Genomic DNA, 22,482 nt, shown 5'->3' on the forward strand with positions numbered 1-22,482 from the left:
CGCGGGGGCGGCGGGTAGGAGGGCCCCGGCTGGGTCGGCTGCTGTGTCGCATGGGGCTGTTGTGACTGCTGGGTCGCAGGAGGCTGCTGTGGCTCGGGCTGGTACTCCGGCTCCGCAGGGGGCTGCTGGGGCTGCTGGGGCTCCTGCACCGGGGCGGGCCAGTCCGCCGCGGACCCGGCCGGATCCGCGGTGTCCGACTCGTCCACCGAGACGCCGAACTCCGTGGCCAGACCCATCAGCCCGGTCTCGTACCCCTGGCCGAGGGCGCGGAACTTCCAGGCCTCGCCGCGGCGGTAGAACTCGCCGCAGATCAGCGCGGACTCCTCGCCCGTCTCGGGGTGCACGGCGAAGGTCGCGATCGGCTCGGCGTCCCCGGCGGCCGGGCCCGCGTCGTACAGCAGCACGCACAGGTCGCGGACGAGACCGAACGCGCCGCCGTCCGAGGAGGCCGCGAGCACCACGCGGTCCACGGAGGGGTCCAGTGCGCCGAGGTCGGCCTCGACCGCGTCCGTCAGGCGCTCCGCGACCCGCTGCTTCGCCAGGTGGCGGACCAGGCCCGAGGGGTGCCGGGGCTGGTTGTAGAAGACGAAGTCCTCGTCCGAGCGCACGCGCCCCTCGAGCCCGATCAGCAGGGCCGAGGCATCGATGTCCGGTACGTCCGGGCCCGGGGTCCAGCGCAGCACGGCGCGTACGGCGGCGGCCTCCAGCGGGATGTTCGAGCCCTTCAGCATCGCGTGCGTCATGGCACGTAATCCTGCCCTCCCGGTGATCGCCCCGACAACGCGGGGGCGTGCCCGGGGCGCTTCCTCGGCCACTCCCGCCCAGGTGGCAGCGGCTCTCTGAGGGGCGGCGACTGCCCGACGCAGACGGGTTACCTGAATTTCACGGGCTTGGGGAACTTTTGACCCCGGTCCGTACGTACTCTTACCAGCCAGATCATGCACATCCAGTCACCACGGAGTTGCCAGCACGGGGGTCTCATGCGCCATTTCGGGTACGTTCCGCCCGAAGTCCGGAAGGGCCTGTTCCATCGCGAACCGGCCGAGTTCTCCGCGGACGCGCCCGGCGCGCTGCTCGCGGTCGCCCTCGGCGCCACGCTCTACAGCCCAGCCACCCGCCCCCGGCTGGCCGAGGACGTGCGCAAGCAGGCCGCCCGCGGTGTCGTGTCCATGGTGCTGTGCCTGGAGGACTCCATCGACGACGCCGAGGTGGCGGCCGCCGAGGAGAACCTGGTCCGGCAGTTCGCTGACCTCCACCGCGGCGGCGGCGATCTGCCGCTGCTCTTCGTACGGGTCCGCGAGCCCCGGCAGATCCCGGACCTGGCCGGCCGCCTCGGCCCGGCCGTGGACCTGCTGTCCGGATTCGTGCTGCCCAAGTTCACCGAGGAGCGCGGGGTTCCCTTCCTGGAGTCCCTGACCGCCGCCGAGGCCGCCGCGGGCCGCCCCCTCTACGCGATGCCCGTCCTCGAATCGCCCGAGCTGCTGCACCTGGAGAGCCGGGCCGAGACGCTCGGCGGGATCAGGCGGACCGTCGACAAGTACCGTGACCGCGTCCTGGCGCTGCGGCTCGGGGTCACCGACTTCTGCTCCGCGTACGGGCTGCGCCGGGCGCCGGACATGACCGCGTACGACGTCCAGATCGTGGCTTCGGTCATAGCCGACGTGGTCAACACGCTGGGGCGCGCGGACGGCACGGGCTTCACCGTGACCGGGCCGGTCTGGGAGTACTTCCGTGTCCAGGAGCGGATGTTCAAGCCGCAGCTGCGGCGCAGCCCGTTCACCGGGCGCGCCGAGAAGCTGCGCGCCGCGCTCATCGAGCACGACATGGACGGCCTGCTGCGGGAGATCGAACTCGACCGCGCCAACGGCCTCCAGGGCAAGACCTGCATACACCCCTCCCATGTCACGCCGGTGCACGCGCTCTCCGTGGTCAGCCACGAGGAGTTCATGGACGCGGAGGACATCCTGAAACCGGAGCGGTACGGGGGCGGAGTGATGCGTTCCGCTGCCGCCAACAAGATGAACGAGGTGAAGCCGCACCGGGCGTGGGCCGAGCGCACGCTGCGGCGGGCCGAGGTCTTCGGGGTGGCCCGCGAGGACGTCAGCTTCGTCGAACTGCTCGCGGCGGGACTGCCGTGAACCGGCCGGGCCGGAGGAGCCGGACCGAACCGACAGGGACCGTACGAGAGTTGGGTGGCAGGACATGGTGTGGTCGGGGCGATGGGTCGCGGACCGGCTGGGCGTCGCGCTCGGCGGCGACGAGCGGCTGACCTCGCTGCTCGGGCTCGCCCTGCGGCGCAACAAGAAGCGAGCCCACCTCCTTGTGTCCAACGTCCTGGGCAAGCACGTGCCGCAGCGGCCGGAGACGGTCTACGGGGCCGGTCTGCGCCTCGGCGAGCGGGTGCGAGAGCTGCTGGGCGAGGAGGCGGCGGCCCGAGCGGTCGTCCTGGGCTATGCGGAGACGGCCACGGGCCTGGGGCACAGCGTCGCGGACGGCCTGGCGCTCGCCCCGTATCTGCACTCGACGCGGCGGCCGGTGGCCGGTGTCGAACCGGCGGGCGGCTTCGAGGAGTCCCACAGCCACGCCACCTCGCATCTGCTGCTGCCGGAGGACCCGGAGCTGCTGACGGGCGACGGGCCGCTGGTGCTGGTGGACGACGAGTTCTCCACCGGCAACACCGTCCTCAACACGATTCGCTCCCTGCACGCGCGCTTCCCGCGTGAGCGCTATGTGATCGTGGCCCTGGCCGACATGCGCTCGGAGGAGGACCGGTCGCGCCTGGCCGAGTTCGCGGCCGAACTCGGCGCGCGCGTCGACCTGGTGACGATGGTGGCGGGCACCGTGCGGCTGCCGCCGGATGTGCTCGCGCGCGGCCAGCGGCTCGTGCGCGAGCACGAGGTCGCTGCCGCGGCGGGCGGCGGCGGGAGCGGTGACGCCGGCGCGGTCGGGGGGTGCGACGCAGACGTTCACGGCTCGGGCGGCGGGTCCGGGAGGGAGCCGGCGGGTGCCGTGGCAGGAGAGCGTGTCGAGCTCGGCTGGCCGGAAGGCCTGCCCGACGGGGGGCGGCACGGCTTCACGCCCGCGCACCGGGCCGTTCTGGAGGCGGCGCTCCCGGGCATGGCGGCACGGGTCGCCGACGCACTCCGGGGCGGTGGTACGGGCGCGGGTGCCGCGTCCAAGGGCGCGGGCGACAGCGTGGACGCCGGGCGGCGCGTACTGGTCCTCGGTTTCGAGGAGTTGATGTACGCGCCGCTGCGGCTCGCGCACGCGCTGGAGGAGTTGGTAGACGCGGAGGTGCGGTTCTCGACCACGACGCGGTCGCCCGTGCTGGCCGTCGACGACCCCGGGTACGCGATCCGCACCCGCCTCGCCTTCTCTGCGCACGACGACCCCGCGGACGGCCCCGGCGAGCGGTACGCGTACAACGTCGCGCCGGGGGCCGGCGAGCCCGGCTTCGACGCGATCGTCGCGGTGGTCGACTCCACCGCCGACACGCCCCGACTCCACGCCCCGGAGGGCCTCCTGGCGTGCCTCGCGCCGCACACCGGCCGCGTCCTGCTCGCCGTCGTCCCCAGCCATACCCCGGCCCGGCGGCACACGCCGCCACAGCCCTCAGCCCGTACCCCCTCCGCCCGTACGGCTTCAGCCCGTACGGCCGCCGCCCTTCCCGAGCCGCTGCGCGGGCCCGCGTTCTCCTCCTACGACCCCGACGAGGTCGGCTGGCTCCTCCAGGACCTCTCCGAGGCCGAGTTGGAGGCCCCGACCGAGGAGCGCGAGGAGGCCATCCAGAAGGGTGGCGCGCACTACGCCGAATCCCTGCCGGTCGAGTACCAGCCCACCGCCCAGTACCAGGACCTGTTCCGCGTCGCGCTGGACACCTCGGCCGTCCGGATCGCGCGGGCCGTGGGCACCGTCACCGAGACCGTCCTCGCCGAACGGGGCGGACCACTCGGCGGACGGGGAGACGGCCGGCGGCCCGTCCTCGTGTCGCTGGCCCGTGCCGGCACCCCCGTGGGCGTCCTCATGCGCCGCTGGGCCCGGTTCGCGCACGGCCTGGACCTTCCGCACTACGCGATCTCCATCGTCCGCGGCCGGGGCATCGACACCACCGCCCTGCGCTGGCTCGCCGACCACCACGACCCGGCCGACGTCGTGTTCGTCGACGGCTGGACGGGCAAGGGCGCGATCACCCGCGAACTGGCCGACGCCGTCGCCGACTTCCCCGGCTTCGACCCGGAGATCGCGGTGCTCGCCGACCCCGGCGGCTGCGTCCGCACCTACGGCACCCGCGAGGACTTCCTCATCCCCTCCGCGTGCCTCAACTCCACCGTCTCCGGGCTGATATCCCGTACGGTCCTGCGCGCCGACCTGGTCGGGCCGGACGACTTCCACGGCGCGAAGTTCTACCGCGAGCTGGCCGGTTCCGACGTCTCGCGCCACTTCCTCGACACCATCGCCGCCCGCTTCGCCGAGGTCGCGGAGGACGTGGCCCTCGACGCCAAGGAACTCCTGGCGGCCGACCGGACGCCCACCTGGGAGGGGTGGGCGGCGGTCGAGCGGATCAGCGAGGAGTACGGCATCCACGACATGAACCTCGTCAAGCCGGGCGTCGGTGAGACCACACGCGTGCTGCTGCGCCGCGTCCCCTGGCGGATCCTCGCGCGGCGCGGGGTGGGCCGCGACCTTGACCACATACGGCTGCTGGCCGAGCAGCGCGGCGTGCCGGTCGAGGAGGTCGACGACCTGCCGTACTCCTGCGTCGGGCTCATCCACCCGCGGTTCACGCGCGGTGCGACCGGCGCCGACGGCAGGGCGGTGACGGCCGGATGACCGGGCCCGTGGTGGTCGCGAGCGACCTCGACCGCACCCTTATCTACTCCGAGGGCGCCCTTGCCCTGGACATGCCGGACGCGCTGGCGCCCCGGCTGCTGTGCGTCGAGGTCTACGAGCGCCGCCCGCTCTCGTATGTGACCGAGGCGGCGGCCGGACTGCTGGAGGAGCTGGCGCGCGCCGCGGTGTTCGTGCCGACGACGACTCGTACCCGCGAGCAGTACGGCCGCATCCGCCTGCCCGGTCCGCCCGCGCCGTACGCGATCTGCGCCAACGGCGGGCACCTGCTCGTCGACGGGGTTTCCGACCCCGACTGGCACGGCCGGGTGCGGGAAGCGCTCTCCGCGGGCTGCGCCCCGCTGGCCGAGGTCCGCGAGCACCTCGTACGGTCCGCCGACCCGGCCTGGCTGCTCAAGGAGCGGGTCGCCGAGGACCTGTTCGCGTACCTCGTGGTCGACCGTGCCCTCCTCCCGGAGGCCTGGGTCAAGGACCTCGCGGGCTGGGCCGCGGAGCGGGGCTGGACGGTCTCGCTCCAGGGCCGCAAGGTCTACGCGGTGCCGGGGCCGCTCACCAAGAGCGCGGCCGTCACCGAGGTCGCGCGCCGCACCGGCGCCTCGGAGGTGCTGGCCGCGGGCGACTCGCTGCTGGACGCCGACCTGCTGATGGCCGCGGACCGCGGCTGGCGCCCCGGACACGGCGAACTGGCCGAAACCGGCTGGTCGGTGGCGCATGTCGACGGTCTCGCCGAGCGCGGGGTCGCCGCGGGGGAGGAGATCCTCCGGGCCATGCTGCGGGCCGCCGCCCGCTGAGCCAGGATGGCCGCATGGCCGACACACACAGCGCATCCAACCCGTCCGGCACGCCCGGCCCCCGCCACCCCAAGGGTGCCCCGATCACGCCCGAGCTGTACGAGTACGTGCTCGCGCACAACCCGCCGCTCGACGCCGTGCAGAGCGCGCTCGTGGAGACCACGCGTGCCCAACTGCCCGGCTCCGCGGTCATGCAGGTCGCCGAGGACCAGGCGCCGCTGCTGGCGTTCCTGGTCCGGCTGACCGGAGCGCGGCACGTGGTCGAGCTCGGCACGTTCACCGGCCTGTCGGCGCTGTCGATGGCCCAAGCGCTGCCCGCCGGCGGCCGGTTGATCGCGTGCGACGTCTCCGAGGAGTGGACGGCGTACGGGCGCGAGGCGTGGGCCGAGGCCGGGGTCGCGGACCGGATCGAGCTGCGGATCGGCCCGGCGCTGGACACCGTGCGCGCCATGCCGGAGGAACCGCACATCGACCTGGTGTTCCTGGACGCGGACAAGGAGAACTACATCGCGTACTGGGAGGAGTTGGTGCCGAGGATGCGGCAGGGCGGGCTGCTCGTGGCGGACAACGTCTTCCAGGACGGCCGGGTGCCGGACGCGGCCGCGACCGGTCAGGTCGCGGCGATCCGGGCGTTCAACGACCACGTGGTGGCGGACGGCCGCACGGAGTCGGTGATGATCACGGTCGCGGACGGGCTGACGCTGGCCCGCAAGCGCTGAGGTCGGCCGGGGGCGGGCCGGGGCGGCGGCCCGGCCCCGAGCGCCGCGCGGAGGCGTCAGCCGCAGCAGCCGCCACCGCAGCAGCCGCCGCCACCGGAGGCCGGGGCAGGGGCGGATGCGGCGCCCGGCCCGGCCGCGCTGCCGCCCACCGCGACGGTCGACAGCAGCTTGACGGTGTCCTCGTGCCCCTCCGGGCAGGAGGCCGGCGCGGCGGACTCGGCCATCGGGCGGCTCAGCTCGAAGGTGGTGCCGCAGGGCCGGCAGCGGTACTCGTAACGGGGCATGGCCACAGGTTAACGGCCGCCGCCCCCCGTGGCCCGCTCCTCGCGGATCTCGCCGACCACCCGGGCGACCGTCTGCCGTACGGCCTCGTTCTCGGTGAGGAAGTGCCAGTAGTCGGGGTGGCGGCCCTCCAGCCCCGCGACGGCGCGCTCCAGCCGGGCGACCGAGTCGTCGAGCGGGCGGGCGTGGCGCGGGTCGGGGGTGCTGCGTCCGTCCATCGCGAGCCGCTGGGCGTCCCGGATCGCGAACCGGGTCCGCTCGGTCTCCTTCGACGGGTCGAAGGAGACCTCGTTGAGCCGCCGCAGCCGGTCGCCCGCCGCTGAGACGGCCTCGTCCGTGGTGTTCAGCAGCGCCCGGACCGTGCCGAGCAGCGCGGTCGCGTCCGGCCAGCGCTGCTCCTTGCGGGCGGCCCGGGCCTCCTTCAGTTTCTCCTCGGCCTGCGCGACGGCCCGCGCTGCCTGGTCCGGCACGGGCTGCAGGTCCTGCCAGCAGGCCGCGGAGAACCGTCGGCGCAGCTCGCTGAGCACCGGCTCGACCCCGGCGGCCCGGGTGGTCAGCGCCTGCGCGCGGGTGCGCAGCGAGACCAGCCGCCGGTCCATCTCCGCGGCGCGCTCCGGCAGCCGCTCGGCCTCGCTGCGTACGGCCTCGGCCTTGCGCAGCACCTCGTCCGCGCGCCGCAGTGTCTCGTGGACGCCGTGCCGGCCCGCGCCCTGGTTGAGCTTGGTCAGCTCGGGGCCGAGCGCCGCGAGCCGCCCGGCCAGGTCGTCGGCGCGCAGGCCCTGGGCCCGTACGGCGTCGAGGGCGCCGGTCGCCGCGAGCAGTGCCTGGCGGGCGCGCTCGACGGCCGGAGCGAGCCGGGCCAGCTGGTGCTCGGCCTGCTCCAGCAGCGGCCCGAGCCCCTGCGCGAACCGGTCGAGCTCGCCCTTGACCCGGTCCAACTCGCCCTTGGCGCGTGCCAGATCCGTACGGGCACGGGCCGCGGCGGAGGCGTCGAGGTCGTCGCGGTCGAGGTCGTGGGAGTCGACGGCGGTGATGTAGTCGTGGCTGGCCTGGTCGATGCGCTGCCCCAGCGCGCCGAAGTCCTCGGCGGCCCTGCGGGCGGCGGGGGAGCCGTCGGCGGCTGTGATCGTCTCTAGCGTGATCCGCAGTTCGCGCTGCGCGGAGTCCAGCTCGTAGAACGCCGCGGCGGCTGCGTCCTTGGCGGCCTGCGCGTCCGCCCGCTGGCTCTCCCCGCGGCCCCACCAGCGGCGTGTGCCCCCACCGGCGAAGGAGGCGGGCGCGGCGGCGACGGCGAGCACCAGCGGCAGCGCGATGAGTGCCACGAGATCCCGCCCTGCGCGGCCGAACCCCGCCCGGTCGAGTCCTGGTGGGCCGGATCCGGCCCGCTGCGACGGTCCGACGCGACGGCCGCGTGCCCTCTGCCCGTACGGCTGCGCGTGTGTCGCCGTCACATCCCTCTCCCGTGCCGTGTCCGCCCCGGACGCCCCGCGCCCGGTGAGCCCGGAGCCCCCCGAAAACCCGGAGACATTCTCCCACCTGGTGATGACGAACACACGGCCCGATAAGTGCCCGATCAGTTCACGGTTCGAGCGATCGGCTTGCGGCGAACGGTGCGCAGATCGGTTTGCACGGTTCGCGGATCGGTTCGCGGCGATCGGTTTGCGGCCGAGCCCCGGGCGCCATGTAATCTGTCTGCTCGTCCCCCGGGTGCATAGCTCAGCGGTAGAGCGCCGCCCTTACAAGGCGGATGTCGGCGGTTCGAACCCGTCTGCACCCACCCTCACCATCGCGGCCCCGCCCACCCGGCGGGGCCGTGGTCGTTCATCGCTTTCCGTCCTGGCCCGGCGGTATCAGGCCCACCACCGATCAGGCCCACCACCGGCCCCCTCTCCGCCACTCCTGGACGCCACACGCCCTCAACGGCCTCGACGGCCCCGGCCCAGCGCCTCGGCCCGCCCGCATCGGTCCGGTCGCCTCAGCCCAGTGCCTTGTCCAGGTTGAAGGCCGCGCTGATCAGCGCGAGATGCGTGAAGGCCTGCGGGAAGTTGCCGTGCTGCTCGCCGGTCGGGCCGATCTCCTCCGCGTACAGGCCGAGGTGGTTGGCGTACGTGAGCATCTTCTCGAAGGCGAGCCGTGCCTCGGGCACCCGGCCGGCCCGGGCCAGCGCCTCGACGTACCAGAACGAGCAGATCGAGAACGTGCCCTCCTCGCCGCGCAGCCCGTCGGGGCTGGCCTGCGGGTCGTAGCGGTAGACCAGCGAGTCGGAGACCAGCTCCTCGCCGAGCGCGTCGAGCGTGGAGAGCCACTTGGGGTCGGTGGGGGAGATGAACTTCGCCAGCGGCATCATCAGCAGGGAGGCGTCCAGCACGCTGTCGTCCTCGTGCTGGACGAACGCGCTCCGCTCGGCCGACCAGCCACGGTCCATGATCTGCCGGTAGATCCGGTCGCGGACCTGCCGCCAGTGGACGAGGTCGGCGGGCAGCCCGCGGTGGGTGGCCATGCGCATGGCCCGCTCGATGGCCACCCAGCACATCAGCCGCGAGTAGAGGAAGTTCTTGCGCCCGCCGCGGGTCTCCCAGATGCCCTCGTCGGGCTGGTTCCAGTTCTCGCAGACCCAGTCGACCAGTTCGCTGATGGTGTCCCAGTGGGCGCTGGAGATGGGCTCGCCCCACTTGTCGTAGAGGTAGAAGGAGTCGAGGAGCGCGCCGTAGATGTCCAGCTGGAGCTGGCCGCTGGCGTCGTTGCCGACCCGTACGGGCGCGGAGCCCAAGTAGCCCTCCAGGTGCGGCAGTTCGCGCTCGGGCAGCTCGGCGCGGCCGTCGATGCCGTACATGATCTGCAGCGGGCCCTCCGCCGCGCAGTCCCGCAGGACCACGCGGTCGGACAGGAACCGCATGAAGGCCTGGGCTTCCTCGGTGAAGCCCAGCCTGAGCAGGGCGTACACGCAGAACGCGGCGTCGCGGATCCAGACGTAGCGGTAGTCCCAGTTCCGCTCGCCGCCGATCTGCTCCGGCAGGCTCGTGGTCGGCGCGGCGACGATGGCGCCCGTCGGGGCGTAGGTGAGGAGCTTCAGGGTGAGCGCCGAGCGGTGCACCATTTCGCGCCAGCGGCCGCGGTAGCGGGAGCGGTGCAGCCAGCCCCGCCAGTAGCGCACGGTCGCGTCGAACAGCTCCTCCGCGTCGGCCAGGGCGCAGGGCCGGGGCGCCAGCTCGCCGCCGGCCCGGTCGAGCGCGAACACCGCGACCTCGCCCTCGTGCAGCTTGAACAGCGACCAGGCGTCCTGCCCCTGGACCTCGACCGGGACGCTGGAGGTCAGGGAGAGCGAGAGCGAGGGGCACTCGAAGACGACGCGGTCCCGGGCGGCCAGGCGCGCGGTGTGCGGCTGCGCGCCGTACTCGAACCGGGGCGCCACCCGCGCGCGGAACGGGAGCGAGCCGCGTACGCACACCACCCGCCGGATCAGCCGGTGCCGGTCGACCTCGCGGGAGTCCTCGGTGTCCACGATCGGCATGAAGTCCTGGATCTCGCCGACGCCGCCGTCCGCGAAGAAGCGGGTGATCAGGACGTTGGTGTCGGGGAAGTAGAACTGCTTGGTGCGGGCCGGGACGTCCGCGGCCAGCTCGAAGGAGCCGCCCTTGTCCGCGTCCAGGATCGAGGCGAAGACGCTGGGCGCGTCGAAGCGGGGGCAGCAGTACCAGTCGATCGTGCCGTCCGTGCCGACCAGCGCCGAGGTGCGCAGATCGCCGATGAGGCCGTGCTCGGCGACCGGGAGGTAGCGGGGACCGCCGGTCAGGTACCCGAGGTCGTGGCCCCCTGTTGTGCTGGACACGGTGCTCACATCGGCCTCCCTGCCGTTCGGAAGTGCCCGGGAAGATCCGGTACGTCCTGGAGGATCCGGTTTCAGCCTAAGCGGGATGGCGCGCCGGCGTACGGGTGGAGGCCCCGAGGCGGCGTTGGGGCCGGTCAGTATGGGCACGGTCAGTAGCGGGTGATCGCCGTCGGCCCCCGGTCCGCCGTCCCGATGGCGATGTGCGGCCGGGCCGACGGCGCCACCCAGGCCAGGATCCGCGCCATCGCCGCCGCCGGTACGGACACGCAGCCCGCGGTGGCCCCTCGCCCGTTGACGTGCAGAAAGATGCCCGCGCCCCGGCCCCGGACCGGCCGCGCGTAGTTGTAGCCGATCACCAGCGCGCGGGCGTACTGCGTGGGGTACGCGGACAGGCGCTCGGCGTCGCGCGCCGAGCAGTCGCGGGGCAGCGGCGCGACCCACCGGTTGTAGGACGCCGACCCGTTGTCCTGGCACCACCAGGAGCGGGCCGTGACCCTGCGGTACGCGACGGAGGTCCCGGCGGGCGCGGCGGCGGTGCCGAACGCGTACGGCAGGCCGTACAACCCCGTCGGGGTGGTCGAGGTGCCCTGCCTGCGGCCGCGGCCCTCGGTGAGACCGCCCGCGCCGAACCGCGCCGGGCTGGAGCCGGCCTTCACCCACCGCCCGTTCCTCCGCTGCCACCAGGTCACCGTGCCGTGGGTGGAGGCGGTGGACGGGGCCTCGGCGGTGATCAACTGGCTGCCGCCGCCGGTGCGCGCCATCCGCTCGGGCAGCGGCCCGGCCTGGGCGGCCGGCGCATCGGCCCCGCTGCCGAGCAGGACGCCCGCGGCGAGCGCGGCGGCCAGGGCGATACGCGTGGGGGTGCCCGCCATGTTCGGCCTCCCGGGGAGGTGTCTGAGTTCCCGTCATGTATCTCCCGGGGCGGACCGGGCTGAACATGGCTGCGCCGAACGCGGCTGCGCCGAACGTCCTAATCCGGCCCCCGTAGCCGTACGACCGTGGTGACCGGGTTCCGTACCGCCGTCTGCTGGACCTCCACCGACAGGTCGGGCGGGACGGGCGTGTAGACCGTGCCGTCGGAGGTCGTCAGCCGGCCCGTTTCGGGGGCGGCCGCCGACTCCCGCAGCGCCTCCGCCAGCCGGAGCTGGAGATGCGGGCCCAGGCGCCCCGAGACGACCGGCTCGTCGTCGCCCGGCAGGACCAGGACCAGGGTGCGCGGCCGCGCGCGCGGACCGGTGAAGCCGACCACCACCGCGTCCCGCGTCTCCGAGTGCCGCAGCTTCTGCCACTCGCGCCGCCCGCCCCGGTACGGGTGGTCCAGCCGCTTGGCGACCAGCCCCTCCACCCCGACCTCCCGCAGCGACGCGAACCAGGCCTCGGCTGTGTCCGGATCGGTCGTCATCGGTACCGGCTGGAGCGGCGGCCCCAGCGGGGCCAGCAGCTCGACCAAGGCGGCCCGCCGCCGCTCGTACGGCAGCCGCCGCAGGTCGGCGGAGCCGGTAGCCAGCAGGTCGAACGCCGCGTAGGAGGCGGGGAGTTCACGCGCCAGGGCGGCGGCCCGGGCGCGCCCGGCCATCGCCCGCTTCTGCACGGCGGCGAAGTCGGTGCGCCCGCCCGTCCACACCACCACCTCGCCGTCCAGCACCGTGCCCTCGGGCAGCGCCCGGGCCGCCCGCGCCAGGTCGGGGAAGGAGTCGGCGACCATGCGGCCGGAGCGGGCCTGGAGCAGGACCCCGGCGGCGGTGCGGAGGACGACGAGGCGGTGCCCGTCGAACTTCGGCTCGTACGCGTACGGGCCGCCGCGCGGCAGCACGTCCACCGAGCGGGCCAGCGCGACCCGCACCGGAGGGCGCAGCCGGGTGCTCATGGCGTACCGGGCAGGGCCCCGCCGGGTTCCAGGAGCGGCGCCAGCAGGTCGCCGCGGGCCGCCAGGCGCTCGGCCATGTCGCCCACCACGAAGGCGAGTTCGGCGGGGTCCCCGCACCCCTCGACCTCGTCCCAGGTCACGGGCGCGGAGACGGTCGGCGTCGGCCGGGCGCGCAGTGTGTACGGGGTCGCGGTGGTCTTCGCGGCGGTGTTCTGGCTCCAGTCCACGAACACCTTCCCCGGCCGCAGCTTGCGCGCCATCCGGTGCACCACGAGCCCGCCCAGCGCCCGCTCGGCCTCGATGGCCAGCCCCTTCGCGTACGCGGTGACCCGCTCGGACGGTACGGGTTCCAGCGCGGCCAGGATGTGCAGGCCCTTGGAGCCGCTGGTCTTGGCGAGGAGTTCGAGCCCGTCCGCCGCGAGCCGCTCGCGCAGCCAGCGGGCCACCGCGCAGCACTCCACGATCGTCGCGGGCGGGCCGGGGTCGAGGTCGAAGACGAGCCGGTCGGCCAGGCCCGGGTCGGCCGCCTTCCACTGCGGGGTGTGGAACTCGGTGACCAGGTTGGCCGCCCACATCAGCGTCGGCAGGTCCTGGACCAGCACGTGCCGCCCGGTCTCGCCCGCACCCGAGCGCGGTACGACGGCCGTCCTCACCCAGTCGGGGGTGCCGAGGGGCAGGTTTTTCGCGAAGAAGTGCTCGCCCTCGGAACCGTCCGGATAGCGGTAGAAGGACAGCGGCCGGTCCCGGAGGTGGGGGAGGAGGAAGGGGGCCGTGGTGGCGTAGTAGTGCAGCATCTCGGCCTTGGTGAAGCCGCTGGGGTAGAGCACCTTGTCCAGGTTGCTCAGCGCCAGTCGGCGCCCCTCCACCTCGGTCAGCTGCGACATACCATGAGAATCCCACGTATGGGGATGAAAGGGGATGAATCATGCGATCCATCTGGAAGGGATCTATTTCCTTCGGCCTGGTCAACATCCCCATCAAGGTGTTCGGGGCCACCGAGAGCCACTCGGTCTCCTTCCGCCAGGTGCACGCCTCCGACGGCGGCCGCATCCGCTACCGCAAGGTGTGCGAGCTGGAGGACCAGGAGGTGCCGAACGAGGAGATCACCAAGGCCTTCGAGGCCCCGGACGGCACCATGGTCCAGCTCACGGACGAGGACCTGGAGTCGCTGCCGCTGCCGACCGCCAAGACCATCGACATCCTGGCCTTCGTCCCCGCCGACAGCATCGACCCGCTCCAGCTTGACCGCTCCTACTACCTCGCCGCCGACGGCTCCGGCGCCGCCAAGCCGTACGTGCTGCTGCGCGAGGCCCTCAACCGCAGCGAGAAGGTCGCCGTCGCCAAGCTCGCGCTGCGCGGCCGCGAGACCCTCGGCATGGTCCGGGTCGTCGACGACGCCCTCGCGATGCACACGATGCTGTGGCCGGACGAGATCCGACAGCCGGTCGGGGTCGCCCCCGACACCAACGTGAAAGTGCGCGACGCCGAACTCGACCTCGCCGACACCCTCATGGCCACCCTCGGCGAGCTGGACATCGAGGAGCTGCACGACGAGTACCGCGAGGCCGTCGAGGCCCTGGTCGCGGCCAAGCTGGAGGGCACCGAGCCGGAGCCCGCCGGCGTACGGCCCGAGGGCGGGGGCCGGGTGATCGACCTGATGGCCGCGCTGGAGAAGAGCGTCAAGGCGGTCCAGGAGGGCCGGGAGGAAGGCGAAGGCGCGGAGGTCACGCAGATGCGCGCGGCGAAGCCTCCGGCGCGGGCCGCCCAGAAGACGGCGGCGAAGCCGGCGGTGAAGTCGGGAGCGGCGAAGTCGGCGGGGACGAAGAAGGCGGCCGCGAAGAAGGCCCCGGCCCGCAAGACCACGGCGAAGAAGTCGACGACGGCGAAGTCGACCGCGAAGTCGACGGCGAAGAAGGCCCCGGCGAAGAAGACGGCGGCCAAGAAGCGTGCCTCGTAAGGGAGTTCAGGACCCCATTGCTTGATTGTCTAACGGGCTTGCGGAATCAAGCCCGTTAGACAAAACCGAGGGTGGTGCCGGACGGGCCGCGGGGGCCTGGTTGTGGAGTACGTGCTCAGGTCGGCTGCTCGCCGCGGTGCGGTCGCCGCAGCGCCGCCCCCGCCACGACCCCGGCGGCGAACAGTGCGGCCACCGAGACCGCCGTGCCCAGCCACGTCGCCCCCAGCAGCTGCCCGCCGAAGTACCCGAGGCTGACGCTGTACCCGGCCCAGGCGAGCCCCGCGAGCGCCGACCACGGCACGAACTCGGCGGCCCGGCGGTGCATCGCCCCGGCGCCGAGGCTGACCACCGAACGCCCCGCGGGCGCGAACCGGGCGACCAGGACCAGTGCCCCGCCGCCCCGGGTCAGCGCGGAGCCGAGCCGCGCCTGGGCGCGGGTCAGCCGGCGGGAGCGGGCGATGGCGCGGTCGAGGCGGTGCCCGCCGCGCCAGGCGAGCCGGTACGCGACCAGGTCGCCGAGACAGGAGGCCGTGGCGGCGCACAGGACCAGGACGAGGATGTCGGGCACGTCGCCCTGTGCGGCTCCGGCCGCCGTCGCCGCCGTCGCGGCGCCCGCCGAGCCGACGGCGTCACCGACCGCGTCCGCCGCGCTCCGGGTGCCCGCCGCCGCGGCGGTGGCCGCGGCGATCACCAGCACGCCGCTGGGCAGCACGGGCAGGAAGACGTCCAGCAGGACGGAGGCCGCCACGATCACGTAGATCCACGGGGTGACGGCCCACGCGCCCAGGTTGTCGAGCTGCAGACTCTCCAGCAACGTTTCTCCCTGTCCCGGACCCCCTTCGCGACGTCGCGGTAGCGGCAGGGGAGGCATGACAGCTGTACAGCGTACGCTTGCGGAGGGCCGGGAGATCCGCCGGGTCGGAGAAGGGCGTTCGTGTCCCTCTCACGCCCCGGCCGGATGGAGTTCGCCGGGAGTTCACCGCCCAACCAGGCGGTTCTCCGGGCCAGTTAGGCGCTGACCCGCTCCTTGGCCAGGGACGACTCGCGGCGCTCGGCGCCGAAGAGCCGGTCGGCCGCCCAGGCGCCCGGCCCGGTGAAGACCAGCAGTAGGAACGACCAGGCGTACATCGCGGAGGGTTCGCCGCCGTTCTGCAGCGGCCACAGGGCCTCGCCCTGATGGACGGAGAAGTACGCGTACGCCATCGAGCCGGAGCTGACGAGCGCGGCGGCCCGGGTGCCCAGGCCGAGCATGACCAGCGCGCCGCCGACGAGCTGGATCAGCGCCGCGTACCAGCCGGGCCACGTGCCCGTGGGGATGGTGCCGCCGCTGCCCATGGCGCCGCCGAGGACGCCGAAGAGCGAGGACGCGCCGTGGCAGGCGAAGAGCAGGCCCATGACGATGCGGAACAGGCCGAGCGCGTACGGCTGCGCGCCTGCCACGCGGGCCGCGGGGGGCGTGGGGGAGGACATCGGGGTTGCTCCTTCGGTTGGGGACGAACCGATGAGCACCCCAGGTTAGGGAACCCTAATCAATGCTTGCAAGTTCAATCTTCGCCGTGGGGGATGCCGAATCGGACAGCGGATCGGCCGGGGCGACGGGCGGTGCCGCGCGCAGGGCGGCCCGGGCCACCGCGTCGGTGTCGGCGAGGGTGACCGAGTTGACGCCGGGGCGGGCGCCCGCGGCCGTGACCCAGTGCACCCCCTCGGTCGGCACCCCGATCGCGAACCGGCGCGGATGGGCGCGCCCTTCGGCGTCGACCAGGCGGTACGGGCTGGGGGTCACGTCGAGGCCGCCCGTCTCGTAGCCGTCGGCTCGGTGGGGGCGGCAGGCGCCGGTCTTCAGGAGGCGGGCCAGCAGCGGGTCGCCGGTCCGCCGCAGGTCCGGCTCCGGGAGCCGGGCCTCGATCAGCGTCGTGACGGTGGTCTCGGAGCCGGGCACGGCGGGGGAGTGGGCCGTGAAGCCGCGCTCGCCGCCGGGGCCGCCGAGCCGGACCTCAAGGCCCGGCCCCAGCACGTCCAGGACCCCGGCCTCGACCAGGGCCACCAGTTCCTCGATGCGGCGGCGCGGCGGGCCGATGGACAGGAATGCGTTGAGCGGGGTGTACCAGCGGTCCAGGTGGTCGCGGCGCGAGCGGCCCGACAGGCCGGCGTGGTCCACGACTTGGCGCAGCTCGTTGCGCAGGTCCCGCAGTACGTCGAGCGCCGCCTTGACCGGCCCCGTTACGTTGCCGAGCCGGGCGTGGTCCGCGTCCCGCCGCAGGTGCGCGAGCAGCCATCGGCGGAAGTCCGCGGGACCTGTGAACTCCCGGCCGCGGTGCGGGCGTTCGGTCTCCTCCCAGGACCAGCGATCCCCCGGGGCGATCCCGAACTCATCGAGCACGGCGGCCTCTTCGGGGCTGCCGTACGGCGCGTCGAGGTAGGGCTTGCGGAAGTCGTACGGGGTGTGGGCGCCGGTGTCGCCCGGGGTGCAGCGGGCGGTGAGGAGGGCGTCGTAGTAGACGGTCTCGACCTCCTTGGCGACCAGCGGCCACACCTCGGCGCGGAAGTCGGGGAACTCGCCCGCGTCCGCGCGGGCGCGGAACTCCGCGATGGCCGCCGGGGTGAGGAGCAGCGGCTCGTGCCGGCCGCACGCGCCCTTCTCGTTGTCCCCGCGCGCGTGGTACGGGACGCCGCGCCGCGATCCGGCGTGGAGCCGCGGCTCGCGGCCGGACGGCACGTACCGGGGCGAGCCGTCGGGTGCGGTGGTGAACCGCCCGCCGCGGCCGGTCGTCAACAGGGCCAGATGGTCGAAGAAGTTGAGGCCGAGGCCGCGCAGCAGGACCGGCTCGCCGGGGGCGACCGGGTCCAGGTCCAGGTCCGCGGGGTTGGCGGGCGCGTAGTGCCGCAGGCCGTGTTCGGCGGCGTACGAGGAGAAGCGCTCCTCGGTGGCGCCGGGGACGGCGGGCAGGTGGCCCTGGGCCAGCACGACGGCGGCCAGGCCCGGTATCTCGCCGCCGTCCTCCAGGGTCAGCACCTGTTCGCCCCCGGCCCGCTCCTCCAGGCGTACGGCGCGGGAGGCGTGGGCGCGTACGTTCACGTTCTCGGGCGCCTCCGCCACGATCTTCCGGAAGACCCACTCCAGGTAGTGGCCGTAGAAGGCCCGGCTCGGGTAGTCGTCGGGGCCGGGCGGCTCCGCGGCCCGGTCGCTCGCGGTGGACCACTCGCCCGCGGCGGCCCACTCGTACAGGCTGGGGCCCGGCCGGATCGGGCCCTCGCACTCCACGCTGGCGTCGGTGAACAGGGTGACTTGGGAAGCGACCGTGTTCATCAGCAGCTCCGGCGGCTGCGCGGTGCGCCAGACGCGGCCGGGGCCCGGCGGGGACGGGTCCACCACGTGCACGGCCAGCCGGGCGCCCGCGGGCAGGAGTTCGGGAGCCGAGGCGCAGATCCGCTCCAGCACGCTCGTCCCGCGGGGGCCGGCGCCGACGACGGCTATGGCGTGGGGCTCTCCGGCCAAGGCTGTTTCTCCCGGGGCATCTGAGGCACAAGCGACGCCCCATCATGCCGCTCGCCCCACTGCCCTCGAACCCGGTATCGGACGAACCGCCTTCGCTGTGGCGTGGATCACGCGGACGGGCGGTGTGCCGGGGTGGGTCGGGGAGAGCCTCGGACCGGGGTCACATCGGATGTCTTTGCAAGGATGTTGCGCGACCCCTTGTGCCACCCCGGCAGGATCCTCTTCTTCTTCGCGCAGAAGACCTTCGTGCGGGGCGTCACCCTGACCGGCATGGGCGGCCGATAGGCCCGCCCCTCATGCGAGGTCCCGCGCGAAGGCCGACCCAGCCGGGGCGGCCGCCCGAGGGGCGGACCTGCGGAACGCCTCGACCGACCGCCCCGGCATCGCGCCCGAGCGGGTCAGCAGCCGCTCAGGATCCCGCTCAGCGCCGACTTCTCGGCCGAATCGACCGTCAGGTCGTACACGTGCTTGACCTGCACCCACATCCGCGCGTACATGCAGTGGTAGCCACTGGACGGCGGCAGCCACTCGGCCGGGTCCCGGTCGCTCTTCGACTGGTTGACGTTGTCGGTCACGGCGATCAGCTGGGCGCGCGTGAGGTCGTTGGCGAAGGACTGGCGCTCGGCGGTGGTCCAGCCGCTCGCGCCGGAGGTCCACGCCTCGGCCAGCGGCACGACGTGGTCGATGTCCACGTCGGAGGCGGCCGTCCAGGTCGCGCCGTCGTACGGGGAGTACCAACTGCCGCTGACGGCCGCGCAGCTGGAGTCCTGCTGGACGTTCGTGCCGTCGCGCTTGAGTACCACCTCTCGCGTGTTGCAGGCGCCGCTCTGGGTGATCCAGTGCGGGAACAGGTCCCGGCTGTAGCCGTCGGAGGAACCTTCCGCCCGGACGGTGAGCTCGCTCAGATAGCTGCGGGCGGTGGCCGCGCTCGGCGGCGTGGGCGGGGCGGCCTGGGCGGCGGGGCCGCTCAGGACCACGGTCCCGACCAGGGCCGAGAGCCCGGCGAACACGGCGGATCGACGCGCGTAGACCCTGCGCCGCGCGGTGATGGTGCGCGTACGGAACATGTGAACTCCTTCGAGGAGTGGGGGGTTTGGCCCCGGAAGCCCGGCCATCCTCGCGGCGCCGGGTGTCGGTGGGGTGGGCCGCAGGTAACAGCGTGGCGACATGCTCACGTCAGAATCAAGAGATGTGCGGGGATCCGGGCCGATTCCGCAGGGAGTTGACGACGCGTCAGTGCGCGCATGCGGCGGCGCGCACCCGTAGCGCGCGGGAGGCGGCGCGACAAGGGATCCTCGGCGCGGGGCCGGGGCTCCGGCGGGTGGGCAGTGTCACACCGGGCGCATTCGTGGGCGTGTCGCCCGCTCGCGTACGCTGGTCGGCAGCAGAAGGGGAGTAGCTCTTCGCCGGACCGTCGACATACTGCTCAGCTCCTACGAGCCGAGCCGGCGCCCGGAGGCGGCACCTCTACCCAGGGGATCCGCCAGCGAGACCTTCGGCCGCAGTGTCCAGACGCTGCCGTGCCGAAGCGACCCCTGAAGTACTGGCTCCAGGTCTCTCGGTACGGCCGGCCCTACCGATCGAGGAAACCCACCCCGTGATCAGCCTCTCCGTCACCGCGCTCGTCTTCGGCGTCGTCTTCCTGGCCGAGCTGCCGGACAAGACCGCCCTCGCGGGCCTGATGCTCGGCACCCGCTACCGCGCCTCGTACGTCTTCGCGGGCGTCGCCGCCGCCTTCGCCGTGCACGTCGCGCTCGCGGTCGCCGCGGGCAGCGTCCTCACCCTCCTCCCGCACCGCCTGCTCCAGGCCGTGGTCGGAGTCCTGTTCCTGGGGGGCGCCGCGGTGCTCCTGTTCAAGAAGGGCGACGGCGAGGAAGAGGTCCGCACCCCCGCCGACCAGAGCTTCTGGAAGGTCTCGGGCGCGGGCTTCATGCTCATCCTGGTCGCCGAGTTCGGCGACCTCACGCAGATCATGACCGCCAACCTCGCCGCCCGCTACGACGACCCGCTCTCCGTCGCCGTCGGCGCGGTCCTGGCCCTGTGGGCGGTCGCCGCGATCGGCATCCTGGGCGGGCGCACGCTGATGAAGTACGTGCCGCTGCGCCTGATCACCAGGGTCGCGGCGATCCTGATGCTGGCCCTCGGCGCGTTCAGCCTCTACGAGGCGGTGGCGGCGTAAACCGAGGCCCCTGCGTGCCCGCGGGTCACTCCCGCCCGAACAGGGCGTCCAGCCGGTCCTCGAAGACGCTCACGGCCAGGTCCGGCGGGCAGTGCTCGCTGAGGATCTGCAGACCGAGCCCGTCCACGAGCGCGAGGAGGGCGGTGGCCGCCTGGCTCGGCTCCGCCCCGCCGGGCGCCCCCGCCGCCCGCGCCGTACGGATTCGCTCCGCCACGAACTCCCGCATCAGCGCCGCGTCCTCGGCCGGCTTCGCTGCGACCGAGGGCCTTCCCGCCGCGTAGGCGAGGAACGCGAGCGCCACCCGCCCCTCGGCCCACCGGGTCTTGTCCAGCGGCAGCAGCTGGAGCAGCAGGGCGCGTACTTGGGCGCGGATCGAGGATGCCTCGCCCAGGGCGGCGAGGCCGCGCTCGATCCGCGCCCGGATGCGCTCGCCGACCACGCCGAGGGCGAAGGTCATCATCTCGTCCTTGGTGCGGAAGTAGTGCTGCACCATCCCGGACGACACCCCCGCCTCGGCCGCCACGTGCCGGAGGCTGACGGCCTCCAGTCCGCGGTCGGCCGCGACCCGCATCAGGGCGTCGGCGATGAGGGTGCGCCGGGCGTGGTGATCGACCTTCTTCGGCATGCGCCCATGCTTTCACCATGCGATCGCATTGAACGCGCCCGCCCGGTTGCCGCCGCGCTGCCCGAGTCCCGCGAGGCGGGGATCGCTCGCCGTGCCGCGCCCGGGGGGCAAGAGGCAAGCGGCTCCGCCCGCTGGTCAGGGTGCGCGGGCGGAACCACTTTGTTCTTCAACGATACAAAGCAGAGGCGGCTCCGCCAAGCCGTGAGGGCGGTGGATTCGGCGGATTCGCACCGCCCGCTCGGGGAACGGCCTCGGCGGGCATCTCGGACGAAATCGCCCGAGGATGGGAACCCCCGCCGCTACGGCTGGAAACCCCGGCCGCCCGAGGAGGTGCCATGGCGCAGGACGCGCGACCGGCAGGGAGCCCCGAACCGGGCCCCGGGCCGGGGGAGGGCACGGGGCCGGAGGGAGGGCCCGTACCCGATCGGCCCCGCGCCGGTGTCCTCGTGGCGATGGGCGCCCTGCTCCTGGGGATGCTGCTGGCCGCGCTCGACCAGACGATCGTCTCGACCGCCCTGCCGACCATCGTCAGCGACCTCGGCGGCCTGGACCACCTCTCCTGGGTGGTCACCGCGTACCTGCTCGCCTCGACCGCGGGCACCCCGCTCTGGGGCAAGCTCGGCGACCAGTACGGCCGCAAGAGGCTGTACCAGGGCGCCATCGTCCTCTTCCTCATCGGCTCGGTGCTCTGCGGCCTCGCCCGGAACATGCCGGAGCTCATCGCCTTCCGCGCCCTCCAGGGGCTGGGCGGCGGCGGGCTGATGGTGCTGTCGATGGCGATCGTCGGCGACATCGTGTCGCCGCGGGAACGCGGCCGCTACCAGGGCCTGTTCGGGGTCGTCTTCGGCGCGAGCAGCGTGCTCGGGCCGCTGCTGGGCGGCCTGTTCACCCAGCACCTCAGCTGGCGCTGGGTCTTCTATGTGAACCTCCCCATCGGTGTCGTGGCTCTCGCCGTCATCGCCGCCGTCCTCCGCATCCCCGCCCGGAAGACCCCGCACCGCATCGACTACGCGGGCACGTTCCTGATCGCCTCCGTCGCCACCTGCCTGGTCCTCTTGGCCTCGCTCGGCGGCACGACCTGGGGGTGGGGGTCCTGGCAGGTCGCCGCGCTCGCGGCCCTCGGAGTCGTCCTGCTCGCCGCGTTCGTCGCCGCCGAGCGGCGGGCGTCCGAACCCGTCATCCCGCTCGGCCTGTTCCGCATCCGGACCTTCTCGCTCTGCTCGGTCATCGGCTTCGTCGTCGGGTTCGCGATGTTCGGCGCGATGACCTATCTGCCGACGTTCCTCCAGGTCGTGCACGGGGTCACGCCGACCATGTCCGGCGTGCACATGCTGCCGATGGTCGGCGGGCTGCTGATCTCCTCGATCGGATCCGGCCAGATCGTCAGCCGTACGGGGCGGTGGAAGGTCTTCCCGGTCATCGGCACCGGCGTCACGTTCATCGGCCTGCTCCTGCTGCACCGGCTCACCGAGCGCAGCAGCACGTTGGAGATGAGCCTGTACTTCTTCGTCTTCGGGCTCGGGCTCGGCCTGGTCATGCAGGTGCTGGTGCTGGTCGTGCAGAACTCCGTCCGCTACCAGGACCTGGGCGTGGCCACGTCCGGGGCGACCTTCTTCCGCTCGATCGGTGGCGCCTTCGGTGTGGCGATCTTCGGGACGGTCTTCGCCGAGCGGCTGGACGACAAGCTGTCCGTCGCCCTCGCCGGGCAGCGGCTGCCGCCGGGGCTGAGCGTGGGCGCCCTGGAGTCCGACCCGCGGACCATCGCCGGGCTTCCGGCCGTGTTGCGGGGACGGGTCCTGCACGCGTACGCGTCGGCCATCACCGACGTGTTCCTCTACGCGGCCCCGGTCGCGCTGCTCGCGTTCGTCCTCGCCTGGTTCCTGAAGGAG

General features: G+C 73.4%; 19 protein-coding genes and 1 tRNA gene. 8 read left to right on the forward strand and 12 right to left on the reverse strand.

The genetic code is table 11. The annotated features are described in order from the left end of the window. The coding region (locus AOK16_RS12670) for a TerD family protein (RefSeq protein ID WP_240483538.1) at positions 1–743 on the reverse strand (743 nt) is incomplete at its 3' end. Between the two features lie 237 nt (positions 744–980). On the opposite strand from AOK16_RS12670, the gene AOK16_RS12675 reads away from it, so the two are divergent. The 4 genes from AOK16_RS12675 to AOK16_RS12690 all read left to right on the forward strand — a co-directional run bounded on the left by AOK16_RS12675 (position 981) and on the right by AOK16_RS12690 (position 6,358). Continuing rightward, entirely contained in the window at positions 981–2,138 is a 1,158-nt protein-coding gene (locus AOK16_RS12675) for an HpcH/HpaI aldolase/citrate lyase family protein (protein WP_055472362.1), read from the forward strand. 64 nt (positions 2,139–2,202) lie between these two features. Then, complete coding sequence (locus AOK16_RS12680) at positions 2,203–4,830, forward strand: phosphoribosyltransferase (RefSeq protein ID WP_055472363.1); 2,628 nt, start codon at positions 2,203–2,205, stop codon at positions 4,828–4,830. Next, positions 4,827–5,639 carry an HAD family hydrolase gene (locus AOK16_RS12685; RefSeq protein WP_055472364.1) on the forward strand — a complete coding sequence of 271 codons (813 nt, stop codon included), beginning with the start codon at positions 4,827–4,829 and terminating at the stop codon, positions 5,637–5,639. Before AOK16_RS12680 ends, AOK16_RS12685 begins: the two co-directional genes overlap by 4 nt. Before the next feature lie 14 nt (positions 5,640–5,653). Further along, a complete protein-coding gene (locus tag AOK16_RS12690; protein WP_079101309.1) occupies positions 5,654–6,358 on the forward strand; it encodes an O-methyltransferase in 705 nt (234 codons plus the stop codon). Positions 6,359–6,414: 56 nt separating this feature from the next. Here the strand turns inward: AOK16_RS12690 and AOK16_RS12695 are convergent, their stop codons facing one another. Together AOK16_RS12695 and AOK16_RS12700 are read right to left on the reverse strand one after the other, a co-directional pair. Beyond that, a complete protein-coding gene (locus AOK16_RS12695; protein ID WP_079101312.1) occupies positions 6,415–6,642 on the reverse strand; it encodes an FmdB family zinc ribbon protein in 228 nt (75 codons plus the stop codon). Positions 6,643–6,651: 9 nt separating this feature from the next. Continuing rightward, a complete protein-coding gene (locus AOK16_RS12700) occupies positions 6,652–7,962 on the reverse strand; it encodes a coiled-coil domain-containing protein (RefSeq protein ID WP_055472366.1) in 1,311 nt (436 codons plus the stop codon). Positions 7,963–8,345: 383 nt separating this feature from the next. Between AOK16_RS12700 and AOK16_RS12705 the strand changes: the two genes are divergently transcribed. Then, positions 8,346–8,417, forward strand: a tRNA-Val gene (locus AOK16_RS12705). Between the two features lie 198 nt (positions 8,418–8,615). Here AOK16_RS12705 and AOK16_RS12710 read toward each other — a convergent pair. The 4 genes from AOK16_RS12710 to ligD form a co-directional block, all read right to left on the reverse strand. Beyond that, positions 8,616–10,469, reverse strand: coding sequence for a glycoside hydrolase family 15 protein (locus tag AOK16_RS12710; protein WP_240483539.1), 1,854 nt, complete (start codon positions 10,467–10,469; stop codon positions 8,616–8,618). A 149-nt stretch (positions 10,470–10,618) separates the two neighbouring features. After that, on the reverse strand, positions 10,619–11,341 hold the full coding sequence (locus tag AOK16_RS12715) for a L,D-transpeptidase family protein (RefSeq protein ID WP_055472367.1): 723 nt from the start codon (positions 11,339–11,341) through the stop codon (positions 10,619–10,621). 98 nt (positions 11,342–11,439) lie between these two features. Then, on the reverse strand, positions 11,440–12,336 hold the full coding sequence (locus tag AOK16_RS12720; protein WP_107098334.1) for an ATP-dependent DNA ligase: 897 nt from the start codon (positions 12,334–12,336) through the stop codon (positions 11,440–11,442). Then, on the reverse strand, positions 12,333–13,220 hold the full coding sequence (gene ligD / locus AOK16_RS12725; RefSeq protein ID WP_055472368.1) for a non-homologous end-joining DNA ligase: 888 nt from the start codon (positions 13,218–13,220) through the stop codon (positions 12,333–12,335). Before ligD ends, AOK16_RS12720 begins: the two co-directional genes overlap by 4 nt. 41 nt (positions 13,221–13,261) lie before the next feature. Here ligD and ku point away from each other — a divergent pair, with 41 nt between their 5' ends. Then, positions 13,262–14,293 carry a non-homologous end joining protein Ku gene (gene ku / locus AOK16_RS12730; protein WP_055472369.1) on the forward strand — a complete coding sequence of 344 codons (1,032 nt, stop codon included), beginning with the start codon at positions 13,262–13,264 and terminating at the stop codon, positions 14,291–14,293. 115 nt (positions 14,294–14,408) lie between these two features. Here ku and AOK16_RS12735 read toward each other — a convergent pair whose 3' ends face one another. The 4 genes from AOK16_RS12735 to AOK16_RS12750 all read right to left on the reverse strand — a co-directional run bounded on the left by AOK16_RS12735 (position 14,409) and on the right by AOK16_RS12750 (position 18,856). Continuing rightward, positions 14,409–15,107, reverse strand: a complete 699-nt coding sequence (locus tag AOK16_RS12735; protein WP_055472370.1) for a DedA family protein — start codon at positions 15,105–15,107, stop codon at positions 14,409–14,411. Between the two features lie 194 nt (positions 15,108–15,301). Next, positions 15,302–15,763 carry a DoxX family protein gene (locus tag AOK16_RS12740; protein WP_055472371.1) on the reverse strand — a complete coding sequence of 154 codons (462 nt, stop codon included), beginning with the start codon at positions 15,761–15,763 and terminating at the stop codon, positions 15,302–15,304. Between the two features lie 55 nt (positions 15,764–15,818). Next, a complete protein-coding gene (locus AOK16_RS12745) occupies positions 15,819–17,789 on the reverse strand; it encodes an FAD/NAD(P)-binding protein (protein WP_055472372.1) in 1,971 nt (656 codons plus the stop codon). Between the two features lie 398 nt (positions 17,790–18,187). After that, positions 18,188–18,856, reverse strand: coding sequence for an HNH endonuclease family protein (locus AOK16_RS12750; protein ID WP_055472373.1), 669 nt, complete (start codon positions 18,854–18,856; stop codon positions 18,188–18,190). A 530-nt stretch (positions 18,857–19,386) separates the two neighbouring features. Between AOK16_RS12750 and AOK16_RS12755 the strand changes: the two genes are divergently transcribed. Further along, positions 19,387–19,968, forward strand: coding sequence for a TMEM165/GDT1 family protein (locus tag AOK16_RS12755; protein ID WP_055472374.1), 582 nt, complete (start codon positions 19,387–19,389; stop codon positions 19,966–19,968). Between the two features lie 25 nt (positions 19,969–19,993). Here the strand turns inward: AOK16_RS12755 and AOK16_RS12760 are convergent, their stop codons facing one another. Then, positions 19,994–20,593 carry a TetR/AcrR family transcriptional regulator gene (locus tag AOK16_RS12760; RefSeq protein ID WP_055472375.1) on the reverse strand — a complete coding sequence of 200 codons (600 nt, stop codon included), beginning with the start codon at positions 20,591–20,593 and terminating at the stop codon, positions 19,994–19,996. Positions 20,594–20,928: 335 nt separating this feature from the next. Here AOK16_RS12760 and AOK16_RS12765 point away from each other — a divergent pair. Then, a partial coding sequence (locus AOK16_RS12765; protein ID WP_079101313.1) for a DHA2 family efflux MFS transporter permease subunit occupies positions 20,929–22,482 on the forward strand: 1,554 nt, incomplete at its 3' end.

The sequence above is a fragment of the Streptomyces pathocidini genome (assembly GCF_001418495.1).
In the GTDB taxonomy this organism is placed as follows: domain Bacteria; phylum Actinomycetota; class Actinomycetes; order Streptomycetales; family Streptomycetaceae; genus Streptomyces; species Streptomyces pathocidini.

Excerpts from the sequence above, each read along its gene's own strand:
- AOK16_RS12675 (WP_055472362.1), top strand. The coding sequence starts at position 981 with ATGCGCCATTTCGGGTACGTTCCGCCCGAAGTCCGGAAGGGCCTGTTC.
- AOK16_RS12680 (WP_055472363.1), top strand. The coding sequence starts at position 2,203 with ATGGTGTGGTCGGGGCGATGGGTCGCGGACCGGCTGGGCGTCGCGCTC.
- AOK16_RS12685 (WP_055472364.1), top strand. The coding sequence starts at position 4,827 with ATGACCGGGCCCGTGGTGGTCGCGAGCGACCTCGACCGCACCCTTATC.
- AOK16_RS12690 (WP_079101309.1), top strand. The coding sequence starts at position 5,654 with ATGGCCGACACACACAGCGCATCCAACCCGTCCGGCACGCCCGGCCCC.
- AOK16_RS12695 (WP_079101312.1), bottom strand. The coding sequence starts at position 6,642 with ATGCCCCGTTACGAGTACCGCTGCCGGCCCTGCGGCACCACCTTCGAG.
- AOK16_RS12715 (WP_055472367.1), bottom strand. The coding sequence starts at position 11,341 with ATGGCGGGCACCCCCACGCGTATCGCCCTGGCCGCCGCGCTCGCCGCG.
- AOK16_RS12720 (WP_107098334.1), bottom strand. The coding sequence starts at position 12,336 with ATGAGCACCCGGCTGCGCCCTCCGGTGCGGGTCGCGCTGGCCCGCTCG.
- ligD (WP_055472368.1), bottom strand. The coding sequence starts at position 13,220 with ATGTCGCAGCTGACCGAGGTGGAGGGGCGCCGACTGGCGCTGAGCAAC.
- ku (WP_055472369.1), top strand. The coding sequence starts at position 13,262 with ATGCGATCCATCTGGAAGGGATCTATTTCCTTCGGCCTGGTCAACATC.
- AOK16_RS12740 (WP_055472371.1), bottom strand. The coding sequence starts at position 15,763 with ATGTCCTCCCCCACGCCCCCCGCGGCCCGCGTGGCAGGCGCGCAGCCG.
- AOK16_RS12750 (WP_055472373.1), bottom strand. The coding sequence starts at position 18,856 with ATGTTCCGTACGCGCACCATCACCGCGCGGCGCAGGGTCTACGCGCGT.
- AOK16_RS12760 (WP_055472375.1), bottom strand. The coding sequence starts at position 20,593 with ATGCCGAAGAAGGTCGATCACCACGCCCGGCGCACCCTCATCGCCGAC.